The sequence below is a fragment of the Mordavella massiliensis genome (assembly GCF_016902415.1).
Classification (GTDB): domain Bacteria; phylum Bacillota; class Clostridia; order Lachnospirales; family Lachnospiraceae; genus Merdimonas; species Merdimonas faecigallinarum.
The window spans coordinates 45,651-61,523 of the sequence record NZ_JACJLV010000010.1; the positions used below are offsets into that span (position 1 = coordinate 45,651).

15 protein-coding genes and 2 tRNA genes are annotated in these 15,873 nt (G+C 49.7%); 12 read left to right on the top strand and 5 right to left on the bottom strand.

Annotated features, from left to right (window positions below):
• The first annotated feature begins 101 nt into the window (after positions 1–101).
• The 4 genes from H6A13_RS04620 (at position 102) to pepI (ending at position 5,450) form a co-directional block, all read left to right on the top strand.
• Positions 102–2,258, top strand: coding sequence for a Tex family protein (locus H6A13_RS04620; protein WP_204908448.1), 2,157 nt, complete (start codon positions 102–104; stop codon positions 2,256–2,258).
• Positions 2,259–2,280: 22 nt separating this feature from the next.
• Complete coding sequence (locus H6A13_RS04625; RefSeq protein ID WP_204908449.1) at positions 2,281–3,168, top strand: YitT family protein; 888 nt, start codon at positions 2,281–2,283, stop codon at positions 3,166–3,168.
• Between the two features lie 91 nt (positions 3,169–3,259).
• Positions 3,260–4,540, top strand: a complete 1,281-nt coding sequence (locus H6A13_RS04630) for an L-serine ammonia-lyase, iron-sulfur-dependent, subunit alpha (protein ID WP_204908450.1) — start codon at positions 3,260–3,262, stop codon at positions 4,538–4,540.
• Positions 4,541–4,565: 25 nt separating this feature from the next.
• Positions 4,566–5,450, top strand: coding sequence for a proline iminopeptidase (pepI, locus tag H6A13_RS04635; RefSeq protein WP_204908451.1), 885 nt, complete (start codon positions 4,566–4,568; stop codon positions 5,448–5,450).
• Positions 5,451–5,514: 64 nt separating this feature from the next.
• Here pepI and H6A13_RS04640 read toward each other — a convergent pair whose 3' ends face one another.
• Together H6A13_RS04640 and H6A13_RS04645 are read right to left on the bottom strand one after the other, a co-directional pair.
• Complete coding sequence (locus tag H6A13_RS04640) at positions 5,515–6,234, bottom strand: response regulator (protein WP_204908452.1); 720 nt, start codon at positions 6,232–6,234, stop codon at positions 5,515–5,517.
• On the bottom strand, positions 6,231–7,313 hold the full coding sequence (locus H6A13_RS04645) for a sensor histidine kinase (RefSeq protein ID WP_204908453.1): 1,083 nt from the start codon (positions 7,311–7,313) through the stop codon (positions 6,231–6,233). Before H6A13_RS04645 ends, H6A13_RS04640 begins: the two co-directional genes overlap by 4 nt.
• A gap of 98 nt (positions 7,314–7,411) precedes the next feature.
• Here H6A13_RS04645 and H6A13_RS04650 point away from each other — a divergent pair, with 98 nt between their 5' ends.
• Complete coding sequence (locus H6A13_RS04650) at positions 7,412–8,170, top strand: polysaccharide deacetylase family protein (RefSeq protein ID WP_204908454.1); 759 nt, start codon at positions 7,412–7,414, stop codon at positions 8,168–8,170.
• Positions 8,171–8,260: 90 nt separating this feature from the next.
• A complete protein-coding gene (locus tag H6A13_RS04655; protein ID WP_204908455.1) occupies positions 8,261–8,506 on the top strand; it encodes a TM1266 family iron-only hydrogenase system putative regulator in 246 nt (81 codons plus the stop codon).
• Between the two features lie 26 nt (positions 8,507–8,532).
• On the opposite strand, the gene pduL is transcribed toward H6A13_RS04655, so the two are convergent.
• The gene (pduL, locus tag H6A13_RS04660) at positions 8,533–9,177 is read right to left on the bottom strand and encodes a phosphate propanoyltransferase (protein WP_204908456.1); all 645 of its coding nucleotides are present in this window, start codon (positions 9,175–9,177) and stop codon (positions 8,533–8,535) included.
• 99 nt (positions 9,178–9,276) lie between these two features.
• On the opposite strand from pduL, the gene dapF reads away from it, so the two are divergent.
• Entirely contained in the window at positions 9,277–10,116 is an 840-nt protein-coding gene (gene dapF / locus H6A13_RS04665; RefSeq protein WP_204908457.1) for a diaminopimelate epimerase, read from the top strand.
• On the opposite strand, the gene H6A13_RS04670 is transcribed toward dapF, so the two are convergent.
• Positions 10,113–10,904: a MerR family transcriptional regulator gene (locus H6A13_RS04670; protein WP_204908458.1), complete on the bottom strand. Its 792-nt coding sequence runs from the start codon at positions 10,902–10,904 to the stop codon at positions 10,113–10,115. The genes dapF and H6A13_RS04670 overlap by 4 nt on opposite strands.
• A 162-nt stretch (positions 10,905–11,066) precedes the next feature.
• Between H6A13_RS04670 and H6A13_RS04675 the strand changes: the two genes are divergently transcribed.
• Positions 11,067–11,137: transfer RNA gene (locus tag H6A13_RS04675), tRNA-Gln, on the top strand.
• Between the two features lie 61 nt (positions 11,138–11,198).
• Positions 11,199–11,272 (top strand) — tRNA-Pro (locus H6A13_RS04680).
• A gap of 562 nt (positions 11,273–11,834) precedes the next feature.
• Here H6A13_RS04680 and H6A13_RS04685 read toward each other — a convergent pair.
• Positions 11,835–12,608: a nitroreductase family protein gene (locus H6A13_RS04685; protein WP_204908459.1), complete on the bottom strand. Its 774-nt coding sequence runs from the start codon at positions 12,606–12,608 to the stop codon at positions 11,835–11,837.
• 280 nt (positions 12,609–12,888) lie between these two features.
• On the opposite strand from H6A13_RS04685, the gene H6A13_RS04690 reads away from it, so the two are divergent.
• The 3 genes from H6A13_RS04690 to H6A13_RS04700 are packed head-to-tail and all read left to right on the top strand — an operon-like array spanning position 12,889 to position 15,789.
• Complete coding sequence (locus tag H6A13_RS04690) at positions 12,889–13,680, top strand: Cof-type HAD-IIB family hydrolase (protein ID WP_204908460.1); 792 nt, start codon at positions 12,889–12,891, stop codon at positions 13,678–13,680.
• A 60-nt stretch (positions 13,681–13,740) separates the two neighbouring features.
• A complete protein-coding gene (locus H6A13_RS04695; RefSeq protein WP_204908461.1) occupies positions 13,741–14,844 on the top strand; it encodes a tetratricopeptide repeat-containing glycosyltransferase family 2 protein in 1,104 nt (367 codons plus the stop codon).
• A 39-nt stretch (positions 14,845–14,883) separates the two neighbouring features.
• Positions 14,884–15,789 carry a collagen-like domain-containing protein gene (locus H6A13_RS04700; protein ID WP_243424727.1) on the top strand — a complete coding sequence of 302 codons (906 nt, stop codon included), beginning with the start codon at positions 14,884–14,886 and terminating at the stop codon, positions 15,787–15,789.
• Positions 15,790–15,873: the final 84 nt, after the last annotated feature.

Sequence of the window (15,873 nt, forward strand, 5' to 3'; positions counted from 1 at the left end):
TTCAAGAAAACAGAGTGAACTCGGTATGTGGCGGAAGGTTGCGAAAAAGGGGAATATTCGCTATAATTAATCTCGGTGTATTATAGAAAGGATAACAAAAAATGGATATAAATCAGAAGATTACAGAAGAGCTTGGCGTAAAGAAATGGCAGGTGGATGCGGCAGTCAGCCTGATCGATGAAGGAAATACCATCCCCTTTATCGCAAGATACCGCAAAGAGGCGACCGGAACCCTGGATGATGAGCAGCTTCGGACCCTGTTTGAACGGCTTACCTATTTAAGAGGGCTGGAGGAGAAAAAGGAACAGGTGCTGGGAAGCATTGAGGAGCAGGGAAAGCTGACAGATGAGTTAAAGGCGCAGATCCTGGCGGCAGAGACCCTGGTTGTGGTAGAAGACCTGTACCGGCCCTACCGGCCCAAGAGAAGGACCAGGGCTTCCATTGCAAAGGAGAAAGGCCTGGAGCCTCTGGCTGCCCTGATCACGCTGCAGAAAGCGGACCGCCCCTTAGAAGAGCTGGCGGCAGAGTATGTGGATCCGGAAAAAGGAGTGGAGACGCCGGAAGATGCTCTGGCAGGCGCAAGGGATATTATCGCAGAAAATATTTCCGATGAGGCGGATTTTAGGAGCTGGATCCGGAAAGCCACGATGAAAAAGGGAAAGATCGTTTCCACGGCAAAGGATCCGGAGGCAGAGTCTGTCTATGAGATGTATTATGAATTTGAAGAGCCCGCAGGGAAACTGGCGGGACACCGGATACTGGCTTTGAACCGGGGCGAAAAGGAAAAGTTCCTGAATGTAAAAGTGGAAGCTCCGGAGGAAGAGATCCTGCGCTATCTGCAAAAACAGCTGGTGCGCGAGGAGAATCCCTACACCACGCCTTTTTTGCAGGAAGCGGTTCAGGACAGCTATAAGAGACTGATCGCCCCGGCTATTGAGCGGGAGATCCGGAATGAACTGACGGAAAAAGCGGAAGACGGCGCGATCCAGGTATTCAAGAAGAATCTGGAGCAGCTTTTGATGCAGCCGCCCATTGTGGGGCAGACGGTTCTTGGATGGGATCCGGCCTTCCGGACCGGATGTAAGCTTGCGGTGGTAAGTCCCACCGGGAAAGTGATCGGCACAACCGTTATCTATCCAACGGCTCCGACGACGCCGAAAAAGATCCAGGCATCCAAAGATCTCCTGAAAAAGATCATTGAAAAATATCATGTGACACTGATCTCTCTTGGAAACGGGACGGCCTCCCGGGAATCGGAGCAGTTTATTGTAGAACTGTTAAAAGAGATCCCGCAGAAGGTGCAGTACGTGATCGTAAGCGAGGCCGGGGCGTCTGTGTATTCGGCCAGCAAGCTTGCCAGCGAAGAATTTCCCAAGTTTGATGTGGGACAAAGAAGCGCTGCTTCGATCGCAAGGCGGCTGCAGGATCCGCTGGCGGAACTGGTGAAGATCGATCCCAAGGCAATCGGCGTGGGACAGTACCAGCATGATATGAACCAGAAGAAATTAAGCGAAGCCCTCTCCGGCGTGGTGGAATCCTGCGTCAACCGGGTGGGCGTGGATTTAAATACCGCTTCGGCTCCGCTGCTTTCATACATTTCCGGTATATCCGGGACGATCGCGAAGAACATCGTTGCCTGGAGAGAGGAAAACGGTAAATTTACAGACAGAAAACAGCTGCTGAAGGTGCCCAAACTTGGCCCCAAAGCATTTGAACAGTGCGCCGGATTCTTAAGGATCACGGACGGAGACGAGCCGCTGGACGCTACAAGTGTGCATCCGGAATCCTATGAGGCCGCCAGAAAGCTTCTGAAAAAGCAGGGATACGGTCCGCAGGACATTAGAAATGGCAATCTGACCGGCCTTTCCCTTACGATCCGGGATTATGGAAGACTGTCAGAAGAACTGAAGATCGGCGAGATCACCTTAAAGGACATCGTAAAGGAACTGGAAAAACCGGGAAGGGATCCAAGAGATGAGATGCCCCGTCCCATTCTGCGCACGGACGTGCTGGATATGAAGGATCTGAAAGAAGGCATGGTGTTAAAAGGCACGGTCCGGAACGTCATTGATTTTGGCGTGTTTGTGGATATCGGCGTGCACCAGGACGGTCTGGTCCACATTTCCGAGATCAGCGAGAAGAAATTTATCAGACATCCGCTGGAAGTGGTGCATGTGGGCGATGTGGTGGATGTGAAGGTGCTGAGCGTGGATCTGAAGAAGAAGCGGATCCAGCTTACCATGAAGGGAATCTCCTAAGAAGGAAAGAGAGGTTATAGATATGGGGACGAAGAAAAGGAAACTTGCAGGGACCGTGATCGGCGTTGTGGGCGGAAATGCCCTGATCGCCTTTGCGGTAGCCGCGTTTATTGTGCCACAGGGAATCATCATGGGCGGAGCCACAGGTATCGGACTCCTTCTTAGCAGGATCATCCCGCTGCCGTTGTCCATGCTGGTGCTGACCGTGAACGCGGCGCTGTTTATCTGGGGAACCATAGTGTTGGGAAAGAAGTTTGCTGTGACGACCATCGCAAGCACCTTCCTGTATCCGGCATTTCTGCAGGCGATCCAGATGATCCCGGGGATCACAAAACTGACCGATAATATCATGCTGTCCGCTCTGTACGGCGGCGTGATCCTGGGAGCCGGGATCGGGATGATCGTAAGAGTGGGGGCTTCCACAGGCGGAACCGACATTTTTGCTTTGATCTTTAATAAATGGTTCCACATTCCGGTGGCCGTTCTCTTGTATGTGGTAGATTTCCTGGTGCTGGGAAGCCAGATCTTTGATTCTACTTCGGAGCAGGTGCTGTACGGTATCATTACGCTGGTGCTGGAAACTGTGTTCATGAACAAGATCATGCTGTTTGGAAAGGCGCAGATCCAGGTATTTATCATCTCTGAGAAATATGAGGAGATCAAGGAGAAAGTCTTAAAGGATGTGGACGCGGGAGTGACCATGTTCTATATCGAGACCGGGTATGACGCGAAAGAACAAAAAGGCGTGATGTGCGTGCTCCAGAACCGGAAGCTTTTTGCAGTGCGGGAACTGGTGCAGTCCATTGATCCCAAGGCGTTTATCACCGTAAGCCAGATCAACGAGGTCAGCGGCCGCGGATTTACCCTGGACCGGGTGTACGAAAAAGGCGGCCCGCAGGCAGAAAATTAATGGCAGAATGGGGAAAAAGGGTAGGAATCCTGTCTCTTTATGTATATAATGGTAAGTAAGAATACCAGGGGAAAATGAAAGGAGAACAGTTGTGAAACGAGAGGATGAAAAATATCAGGCATATGTCCAGATATTAAAGGAAGAACTGGTTCCGGCAATGGGGTGTACGGAGCCGATCGCCCTTGCTTATGCGGCGGCAAAAGCCAGAGAAGTGCTGGGCGAGATTCCGGATGAGGTAAAGGTAGAGGCCAGCGGAAGTATCATCAAGAATGTAAAAAGCGTGATCGTGCCAAATACCAATCACCTGAAGGGGATCCCGGCGGCGGCGACGGCAGGGATCATTGCAGGAAAAGCCGAGAAAGAGCTGGAAGTGATCGCAGAAGTTACAGAAGAACAGATCGAAGAGATGAAGGAATTTCTGAAGACCAGAAAGATCACGGTAGAGCACGTGGATCACGGCATTACATTTGAGATCATTGTTACAGTGACAAAAGGGGATTCTTATGCAATGGTAAGGATCGCCAATTATCACACCAATATCGTACATATTGAAAAAGATCACAAAGTACTTCTGGACATCCCGGTGGAAGGGGAGAACGAGGAAGGACTGACAGACAGAAGTCTTCTGGATGTGGAGGATATCTGGGACTTTATCAATACGGTAGAGATTGATGATATCCGGGAAGTGATCGGCCGTCAGATTGAATATAATACAGCGATCGCAGACGAAGGGCTGCGGGGAGATTACGGCGCGAATATCGGAAGAGTCCTTCTGGAAACTTATGGAGACGCTGATGTAAAGGTACGCGCAAAGGCGCGCGCGGCTGCAGGATCCGATGCCCGCATGAACGGCTGCGAACTGCCGGTTATCATCAACGCGGGAAGCGGCAACCAGGGCATGACCTGTTCTCTTCCTGTTCTGGAATATGCCAAAGAATTCAATTCCGGAGAGGACAAGACCTACCGTGCGCTTGCGCTTTCTAACCTGGTGGCGATCCATCAGAAGACCGGTATCGGAAGATTGTCCGCATACTGCGGGGCAGTCAGCGCCGGAGCTGCGGCAGGAGCCGGTATTGCCTACCTGTGCGGCGGCGGATATGAAGAAGTGATCCACACTGTTGTAAATGCGCTGGCCATTGTGTCCGGCATGGTCTGCGACGGGGCCAAGGCATCCTGCGCAGCCAAGATCGCCGAGTCTGTGGACGCCGGGATCCTGGGATACAACATGTACATCCGGGGACAGCAGTTCTATGCAGGAGACGGCATTGTTACCCGCGGCGTAGAGGCAACCATTCATAACATCGGAAGACTGGGGAAAGATGGTATGAGGGAAACAAATGAAGAGATCATTAAAATGATGATTGAAGAATAAATGATGAAAAAAGGAGGTTTTCATTATGGAAATCAGAGAAGGCTATATGCCATTTAAGGAGTACAAAACGTACTACCGGATTGTAGGAAAGAAGACAGGAAATAAAAAACCGCTGGTCCTGCTTCACGGAGGACCGGGATCTACCCACAATTATTTTGAAGTGCTGGACCGCCTGGCAGAAGAGGACGGCCGTGAACTGGTAATGTACGATCAGATCGGATGCGGCGAGTCCTATGTGGACAACCGTCCGGACCTGTGGAAGGCTGAGACCTGGATCGAAGAACTGAAAGCCATCAGAGAACATCTGAGGCTGGATGAGATCCATCTTCTGGGACAGTCCTGGGGCGGTATGCTGCTTCTGGACTATGTATGCAACTATAAGCCGGAGGGACTTAAGAGCCTGATCCTTTCCAGTACACTTCCGGCATCCTGGATGTGGGGCATTGAACAGCACCGTATGATCAAAGAACTTCCGCAGGAGATGCAGGACGCGATCGAGAAAGCTACTGCAAGCGGAGATTACAGCGATCCGGCTTACATGGCCGCTGAGACAGAATACATGCTCCGTCATGCGGCAGGAGCAGTGACAGAGGACTCTCCGGAGTGCCTGCGCCGTCCGGTGAAAAAAGGCGGAGAAGCTTACGTTGTAGGCTGGGGACCCAATGAGTACACACCGGAAGGAACCCTGAAAGATTACGACGTAACCGAGCAGTTAAAAGATATCAAGGAGCCGACTCTGGTGATCAACGGCGGAAACGATCTGTGTACACCGTACATTGCAAAATATATGTATGACCGGATCCCGAACGCTGAGTGGGAACTGTTCCGTACCTGCAGACATATGTGCTTTGTAGAGGACAATGACCGTTATGTAGAGCTGATGAAAGAATGGCTGAATAAGAACGATTAATTTTTTACACGCAAATGGGGACGGGGGATTTTTGAAAATCCCCCGTCCCCATTTGCGCGTTCCGTTAATTTGCTTCGAATTCATCTTCCCGCATACGGTATCCCACGCCCACTTCGGTGTAAATATACTCCGGCTGGGCGGGATTTTTTTCCAGCTTGCGCCGGATATTCGCCATATTGACCCGGAGGATCCGGTTGTTGCTGTCTGCATATGGTCCCCAGATGTTGGACATGATGGCGGAATAGGTCATAACTTTTCCGGAATTGCGCGCCAGGAAGGCAACGATCTTATATTCCACAGGAGTCAGGTGGACCGCTTCTCCATCCAGTGTGATAATGCGCCTGTCAAAATCAATGAGAAGGCCGCCGCACTGATAGGGATGGATGTACAGAGGAGAACTGGATTCCATGCGGTTGCTGTGCCTGAGAGACGCCCGGATCCTGGCCAGAAGTTCCGGCGTGCCAAAAGGCTTGGTAAGGTAATCGTCTGCGCCCAGGTCCAGAGCCGTAACCTTGTCCCGCTCATTGCTGCGGGCGGAAACGACGATGATGGGGCAGCTGGTCCACTGGCGGACAGAAGAGATGATCTCATTTCCGTCGATGTCCGGCAGTCCCAGATCCAGCAGCACCAGATCCGGACACTGGGAAGTGATGAGCGCCAGGCCGGACTGCCCGGATGTGGCGGTATAAACCTTGTAATTATTGGCTTTCAACGCCTTTGTCATAAAATCTAAAATGTTCTTTTCATCTTCGATGATCAGGATCGAACAGCTGGGTCCTATCATAATGCTTTATCCTCCTTGGGAAGTGTAAAATAAAATTCTGCGCCGGCTTCGTGGTTCCTGGCCTCGATCGTGCCGCCGTGGGCCTGTACGATCGTATTGCAGATCGAAAGACCGATGCCCATGCCCCGGTGGGCTTCCGTGGACGCAGGCCGGTCATAATGTCCGCTTAGGATCTCGGGCAGGATCTGGACGTCGATGCCCTTTCCGTGATCGATCACGTGGAAGGTGACGGTATCGGTCTCTTCCGTGATCAACAGCCGGATCGGCTCCGTGCTTTCAGAGTGCACCACCGCATTTTCCAGAAGATTGATCAGCACCTGCTCGATCAGCAGAGGATCCATGGGAACCATCAGCACCTGAGGCGGAACCTCTACGGTAAGCTTTGCGTCCGGTATCCGCTTCTTTAACCGGGAAATGGCCTCGGATACGACCTCTTCTACCATGACCTCTGGCTCCTTGGCCACCTTTCCGCCGTCATTCTGGATGCGGGTCACAGAAAGGAGATTTTCCACCATGTTCAGAAGCCAGTGGGAATCTTCATTGATCGTTGATACCATATCCAGACATTCCTGTCTGGAAAATGCTTCCGGGTTTTCCATATAAGAGGCGGAAGCTCCGATGATGCTGGTAAGCGGGGTGCGAAGATCGTGGGAAACCGCCCGTAAAAGGTTGGCGCGGATCCGTTCTTTTTCTGCCTCGTTGATCTGCCGTTCCCGCTCGGCGATCATCTGCTCCTGCTTTTTCAGCCGGATGATCGCGGCACTTGCAAGAAGCGCGATCGTCAGCATAAAGATAAACGTAATAGGATATCCATTCAGTGTAAAGTTTACGGCAAAATAGGGATATGTAAAAAAGCAGTTGATACATACCACGCTGAAAAGAGCGGAAAAAATGCCGTAACCGTAACTGGCGGTATGCTGCGAGATCAACAGGAGCGCCAGGATATAGATTAGCGCGATGTTCGCAGAATTGCGGCTGCTGGCAAAAAAGATCAGGAAGGCCAGCGCTGTTGCCGCCAACAGAAGAAGCAGGGTATATATGCAGTTGTTGGCTATTTTCCTTATTTTTTCATTTTTCATAAAGCCATTATAGCATCAAATCTCCAAAGAGGGAATATCCGATCATCAAAGAAGCATATATTACCAGTAAATGGCGGTACGGATCAGGAGCGGATGGAATGAAAGTCAGAAATATTGCGGCAGGCTTGATCCTGTGTATGGCTACCGCCGGGTGCGCCCGGTATCTGGCAGAGCATGCGGAAGTTTCCTCCAATGTAAATGGACGGGAGCTTCCTATTTCTTCTGTGGAGACAAAAGAGCCGAAAATTGCCCTGACCTTTGACGTGGCCTGGGAGAGCGCGGATCTGGAGGAGATCCTGGATATTTTGGACGAGGAAGAGGTGAAGGCCTCTTTTTTTGTGACCGGGGAATGGGCACAGAGTCACCCGGATCTGCTTAAAGAAATGGCGGAGGCCGGGCATGATATCGGCAATCATTCCCAGACCCACCGCAGCATGACAGGGCTGTCCGAAGAAGAGAAGAAAAAAGAGATCCTGGAGGCGGGAGAAGCGGTTGAAACAGCCGCCGGAGTCCGGATGCATTTTTTCCGCGCCCCTTATGACAACTATGACGACGAGGTGATACGGACCGCAAAAGCGCTGGGGTATGAGACTGTTTCCTGGAATGTGGATACCCTGGACTGGAAAGATTACGGAAAAGCGCACATTTTAGAGACCGTAAAAAAAGAAGGGGGATTTGAAAATGGGGCGATCATCCGGGCTCATGCAGGAACCAGATATATGGCGGACGCACTGCAGCCGCTGATCTGGGCGGGAAAAGAGGCCGGATGCCTGTGGGCGCCACTCTCAGAGATGGTTCGGCGGGAGGCCTATCATCTGGATGTGACCGGAAGGCAGATCCCGGATCCGGAAAATTAGACAGATACACAAAAGGAAAAGTGTGATACAATGCTGATAGGTGCTTTGCCGCGGCGAAGCAGGACTGGAGACAGACGAGGTGAGAGAAAGATGGAAAACAAAGTATCCGTAGTGAGTATTATTTTAAAAGATGAAGAGGCGGCGGGAAAAGTCAATGAACTGCTCCATGAATACCGGGAATACGTGGTCGGCCGCATGGGGATTCCTTACCGGGACCGGGGGATTTCTATCATCAGCGTTGTGATCGACGCGCCCCAGGACGCCACCAGCTCCCTGTCGGGAAAGCTGGGGATGATCCATGGCGTGACTGCAAAGACGCTGACTGCGAAATTATAAGAGAACGAAGAAGCGCCAGAGTCCGCCTAGATGCGGCGGATGCCGCTCTGGAGCTCTTCGGCCCATTTCTGCAGATTGTAAGTCCTTCCGCCGAACAGTTTTAAGATCACGCCGGTGGGATGGTCGGAATTGGCAAAAGCGTTGGCCTCATCGGTGTCTACGTGCATAGCCAGCGCAAAATTAGGGTCTACACGCACCACAACATCGGCAAAGATCAGTGAGCGCTCAAAACTTTCCATGATGACAAAGACCTCATCCTTATCTTTTACCCGCATCTGCAGGGCCTGGAAAGGCGTCATATGGATGTGCCGTTTTGCCACAATGACTCCGTGGTCGATGTCAATGGAGCCAAGCGGGCCGGTCAGCGTACAGCCGGGAGTATCCGCGGTATCGCCGGACTGGCGGATCACTGCAGGAACCCCCAGTTTCCGGGTGTCGGTCATGGAGATCTCCAGTTGCGTTTCGGAACGGAACGGACCAAGGATCGCCACATTTTCAAAGGTTCCCCTGGGGCCTGTAACAGTGAGGCGTTCTTCGGCCACATACTGTCCGGGCTGGCTTAAACTGGCTTTGAAGGTTAGTTCTTTCCCTTCTCCAAACAAAGCTTCAAAATCTTCCCGGCACAGATGGATATGTCTGGCGCTGGTTTCGATAGGGATGGAATAACTCATAAGCGGTGCTCCTTTCCTGTGCCCCTGATCCGGGGCCGGTTTAAGGATTATTTTAGCAGAGTAAAGCGCAGGTTTCAATGAAAATCAAGGAGGATTATAATGAAGTTTACAAAGATGCAGGGATTAGGAAATGATTATGTGTACGTGGACTGTACCAGACAAGATCTTCCTGATCCGGAAAAAACAGCAAGGATTGTCAGCGACCGGCATTTTGGGATCGGTTCTGACGGATTGATCCTGATCTGTCCGTCAGATAAGGCGGACTTTGAGATGCGGATGTATAACGCAGACGGTTCCAGAGGCGAAATGTGCGGGAATGGCATCCGCTGCGTAGCAAAATATGTCTATGATTATGGCCTGACAGATCAGACCTCCATCTCGGTGGAAACACTGGGAGGCATCAAATATCTGGATCTGACAGTAGAACATGGGAAAGTCAGTCTGGTAAAGGTAGACATGGGGACACCGATCCTGGAGCCTTCCAGGATCCCGGTAGCCGCTTCCGGCACCCGGGTGGTGGACGAGCCTCTGGAAGTAGAGGGAAAAGTATACCATATGACTTGTGTTTCCATGGGTAATCCACACGCAGTCATCTTTATGGACGATGTGGCAGGGCTGGATCTGGAAAAGATCGGACCTTCCTTTGAAAATCACGAGAGATTCCCCAACCGGGTCAACACAGAATTTGTGAAGGTGCTGGACCAAAATACAGTGGAAATGCGGGTATGGGAGCGGGGCTCCGGGGAAACCCTGGCCTGCGGCACGGGCGCCTGCGCTGTGGCCGTGGCAAGCATCCTGAACGGATATACAGAAGACCAGGTAACCGTCAGGCTGCTGGGCGGCGACCTGGAGATCTTCTGGGACCGGGCGGCAGACAAGGTCTACATGACAGGCCCCGCCAAAGTCGTATTTGACGGGGAGATCTGTCTGGAAGCCTAACGACAGAGGATCTGCAGTTCTGTGCGGCGCTCCGTTTCCTGTTCTGTCTGGTGGATATCCGCCAGCAACAGTTCCAGGACAGGACCGGCGGGAGTGAGACCGTGAGCTTTGGCATAATCAAACATGGCGGGGATGTAGATCTGGTTGTTATCAGAACTTCCATTATAGCTGACGGTCAGATAAGTACCGGCAGGAATGGTCTCATCCCCGCTTTTGTCGATGATAAATACCTGAGAGTAATCATGATATGCTCCGTTTCTGGCCTTGTTAAGCGGGATCACGGAGCCGATCCGGTTATTGCCGATGATGTACAGCTTATCCGGATTCTTATTGATCAGCTGTTTGATCAGCATATCCATTTCCTCGTCGATCTGATAACCGGAAGGGATGGTGTAACAGCGGCGGGCCTTCAGTTCTTTTTGTTCGATCACGCCAAGAGGCTGGTTTTGGATCTCTTCCAGGACCTGGAGGCGGTCTTCGATATTTGCCTTCAGTTCCTCCAGCTTATTGACACGTTCCTGGATCACGGAAAGTTCCCGGGTCAGAAGTTCTTCGGTAGAGGAAAGGGTCCGGTTCTGCAGATAATCCTGGATCTGCGCCATGGAAAATCCAAGCTCCCGCAGGTCGCGGATCACATTCAGCCGCCACAGGTCATGGATGTGGTACATCCGGTAATTATTTTCACCCCGGTGAGGTTTCAAAATGCCAAGTTCCTCGTAGTAGCGCAGGGAATCAGGGCCAACGCCGTACAGGCGGGATATTTCTCCGATACGGTAATAATGTTTCATATGAGTCGTCCTCCTACCTGTCAGTGTACCACAGGAAGAGGGGGCTGGACAGGCGTTTTTGCAAAGGATTTTCCGGGTTGAGGAAAAAAATAAAAAAAATGAAAAAAAGGGGTTGATTTTTGTTAAAAAATTGGTATAATAAAACATGTTCGCTGGAAACATTGCGGATTGGTGTAATGGCAGCACAGCAGACTCTGACTCTGTTAGTAGAGGTTCGAGTCCTCTATCCGTAGTTCCTTGGCAGGGGCACCGGATACCTTGAAAGCAGAGCAAAAGAGGTATCTGGTCATTTATCGGAGTGTGGCTCAGCTTGGTAGAGCGCTACGTTCGGGACGTAGAGGTCGCAGGTTCAAATCCTGTCACTCCGATTTTTTCATGCAAAAATATAGGTTATAATCATATGAAGAAAAGGATCACTGCTTTTTCAAAAGCAATGATCCTTATTTTTCTCTATTATGGAAAAGTCTATGTGAAGAATGTTTCTTGTCAGAAGCTGGTTGTTTTGATAGAATAAATTAGGCACTATCAGAAAAACGGTAGGCGGTTAGTCCTTCGGCAGGGGGACTGGACCCTCTGATTACATAGAAATCTCCATAAGGAGAAATCTGGGAAAGGAGGGTAAGCTTATGAGTGATTTTGAAATGCTTTCCCTCGTACTAATGATACTGAGTATCGTGGTAACGATTCTGATTGCATATATAAATCATACGAAAAAGTAACCGCCCTCGTCCAAAGGAATGCGGTTACTTTTCGTAACTTAAATATGAATTTGGACTAACCGCTTATCGGTAGTGCCTTTTTTCTATATTTATTCTAACAAAAGAATATCTGCCTGTCAAATTTCAGCTGCACACTATATGAAATCTGAAATATTCTGGATTGGTCTTGACGTTATAATTATAATCCATTTTTTGTGTAAAAAAGTCAAATCTACATATATCTGACTTCTAATTCTTTATGAGGTGTTGAACGTAGATATTTTACACTTGGATATCCCAGAACCAGCGTCATAGCCACTTTTTTCCCTTTGGGAACACAGATGGCCGTTCTGATCTTGTGCGAAATGTTTGCCGCCACTGTAAAAAAGCCACTGTATAAAACACCTAATCCATTTGCCTCTGCGACAAATTCCATATTTTGAGCGGCAAGAATACCGTTTGTTTTATCCTTTGCTAAAATAACAATAACGGCAGGTGCGTTAAAAAAGAAAAAATGATCAGTGATTTTAAGGTTTCGTGCCATAGGGATAAAAAGGTTTGCGATTGGTTTAACAGACTGAAATAGTTTTACGGCCATTTTTTCGACAGCGTCTCTTTTTTCAATAAGGACAACATAGGATACATCCTGCATATTCTTGGCAGTGTGAGTAAATCTTCCCGCCTCTAAGATTTGTTCAATGACTTCTTTTGGTATTTCTGTTTTTTTGAAATTACGAATACTTCTGCGAAAACGGATTGCATTTAAGAGATCCAATGGGTTGAGTCGCACTTCATCTGTCTTTTCGATCTGCCCGCTCCCATATCCATTTATAGATATTGCCTTTTGAGGACAAACTGCTGAACATTGTCCGCACATAATACATTTGTCCATAATTATTTTTGCCTTGCCCTGACTGATTATAAGATTGTGTGAAACGCATACTCTGCTGCATAAGCCACATCCTGCACATTTATCTGTGTTTACTTTAACCTGATATTTTTTCATCTCGAAATTCCTTTCGTTAAAGTTTTTAAGCCATTATATCAGACTTGTTTCCTGAAAACAATCTTGGGAAAGAAAGTCGCTACCATGGATAATGCAATAGATTTGATATTGACGGGGGATCTTGTTCTTTGAAAATTATTTGTTCCATGATAAGATTAACATATGTTTTAGATGATTTTCATTTGGATAGTGAATTAGATATAGGTGGGAAATATTGCATGAAGAAATGCACATTTTATCCCATAATAATCTTGAAGAAATGACATGGGAGAAACAAAAAATGAACTACAAGATGATCGCAGTTGACATGGATGGCACCCTGTTGGACAGCAGAAAACAGATTTCAGACGAAACGGTTCGTGCGGTCCGGCAGCTGGCAGAATCAGGTGTTTTGGTTGTGATTTCTACCGGAAGACCTGTCCAGGGAGTGGAAAAGTACAAGAAACTTCTGCATCTTACGGGCCCGGTGATCACTTACAATGGCGCCATGATCGTGGATGCCGGAACGGGGGAAACGCTGTTTGAACAGGGATTGCGGCCAAAGGACGCAAGAAAGATTATGGAATCAGGACTTCGGTACGATACCACGATGTGCATCTGGGCAGGGGGCCGTCTTTATGGGAATCAGATAAATGCCAAAATGAATGATTATAAGAAGATTTCTGGGGTAGAACCGGTGCTGATCAAGGATTTTGACAGATTTTCTGATCAGAATATTACAAAAATCCTCTGGTACGATGAGCCGGGCAACCTTCGAAAGTGGACGGAAGACTTTGGAAAAGAAGAGTTTTCGCAGGTTACCTGTTGTATTTCCCAGCCTGTTTTTCTGGAGTTTTTTCACAGACAGGTATCAAAAGCCACGGCGATGCAGAAGATCGGCGAAAGATACGGCATCAGCCGGGAGGAGATGATCGCGGTGGGTGACGGGCCAAATGATATAGAGATGCTGGAGTATGCAGGACTTGGGATCGCTATGGGAAATGCGGCGGAAGAGGTAAAAAGACATGCAGGATCCGTTACCGTATCCAATGATGACGAGGGGGTACTGCAGGTGATCCGGAAATATTTTTAAGGAACAGGGAAAAATCCTGATTGCTCCAAGAAGCATATGCTAAAACAAAAAGAGGCTTTTATGGCATCTGTCAGTTTATGTATGATCGTCAAAGATGAGGAAGAAGTTCTGGACCGCTGTCTTTCCTGCTTTGGAAAGCTTGCGGATGAGATCATTATTGTGGACACTGGTTCCGGAGACCGGACGAAAGAAATTGCAGGGAACTACACAGATCGGATTTATGATTTTGTGTGGCGTGATGATTTTTCTGCCGCCAGGAATTACGGATTGGAAAAGGCGTCGATGGAGTACTGTATGTGGGTTGATGCAGACGATGTAATGACCGGAGCGGCACAGGAAGAATTTCTGGAACTGAAAGAAAGCATTTCTGTTGATACGGATATTATTATGATGCCGTATCAGACAGGATTTGACGAAGAGGACCGTCCGGTATTTACGTATTACCGGGAGCGGATCGTCCGCAATACGGGTGCATTTCGATTTGCAGGGAAGGTACATGAGACCATCCCTCTGCATGGCAAGGTGCAATATGAAGAAATCCCCATTGAACACAGAAAAATCAAAGCAGGTGATCCGGACAGGAACCTGAACATATACAGAAAGATGGAAGAGAACGGAGAAAAATTTGACAGCCGTTCTCTTTATTATTACGGGAGAGAATTGCTGACGCACGGGGACTTTGAAAGGGCGGCCCGGGTTTTTCGGGCATTTTTAGACCGTCCGGACGGATGGATGGAGAATCAGATTGATGCGGCAAGGCTCCTGGCCAGATGTCTCCGGGAAACAGGACGGGAGAAAGAAGCTTTGGAGGCATTGTTTTCTTCCTTCCGTTATGATGTACCAAGGGGAGAGACGTGCTGCGATCTGGGGAAATATTTTCTGGACAGGGGAAGGTACGAGCAGTCTGCTTTCTGGTACCGGCAGGCGCTTTTGGCCAAAAAGGCGGCGTCTTCCGGCGCGTTTGTGGAGGAGGACTGCTACGGGTTTCTTCCGGCCATTTCTCTGTGTGTCTGCTTTGACAGGATGGGCAATCAGGAAGAGGCGGAAAGATATAATGAACTGGCTGGCAGATTCAAACCGGAGTCAGAATACGTCCGTTTAAACCGGCAATATTTTCATGAAAGAAGAAAGGACGGACAGAAACAAAATCCTGACATATATTAATAGGGAAACAGGAACTTGAAAGGAAGTCAGGAGATGTCATTGTTTCGAAATAGACAGGACAGACAGGAAACAGAAGCAGAAGAGCAGCGCAGAAGATGCGGATGCCGGCCGTTCCCGCCATTTGGGCCCTGTCCGCCGCCTTGTGAGCCGGGGCCGACAGGTCCGACGGGAGCCACGGGCCCGACCGGGGCGACAGGAGTAACAGGAGCCACCGGGGCGACCGGTCCAACAGGTATCACGGGGCCGACAGGAGCGACAGGCCCGGCGGGAGGCCCGACGGGACCAACAGGAGCGACAGGAGCGACCGGTCCAACAGGCATCACAGGAGCGACCGGGCCAACAGGAATTACGGGTTCGACAGGCCCAACAGGGGTAACAGGTCCGGCAGGCCCAACAGGGGTAACAGGCCCAGCCGGAGCGACCGGAGTCACCGGCCCAACCGGAGTCACAGGAGCGACAGGCCCAGCCGGCCCGACAGGAGTGACAGGAGCGACAGGAGCCACCGGTCCTGCAGGTGTAAGCGGGACACCGGATCTGATATCAGCCTACTCCGTGCCGTCACAGCCGGGAACTTCCGGAAATGCGTTGGATTTTGACCAGAACGAGGTGGTAAATGGGACGGGAATTGCACATACTGCAGGAGGCACAGATTTTACAATCCAGAATCCGGGGTATTATTACGTGGCCTTCCATGGCAGCATAAGCCCGATCAGCGGTTCGGATTTTCCGCTTACGGTTACGTTATACCTGGAGCAAAACGGGAATATTGTGCAGGGGACACCGGCTCATTATACATTCCAGACCTCGTCGGATACGGGAAATGTATCATTTTCTCAGATTGTACAGACAACAGAATCTCCGACTACGTTGAGGGTTGTCGGAGAGGGCGGCAATTATCTGTATACGAATGTGTCGCTGTCCGTTTATAAACTGGGAGAAGCATAAGATAAGGAGATAAGAGGAGGTATGCAATCCGTGAAAAGAGTGTATGCCTTCTCTTACATTCCCCATTACTTATCGCATTTTTCT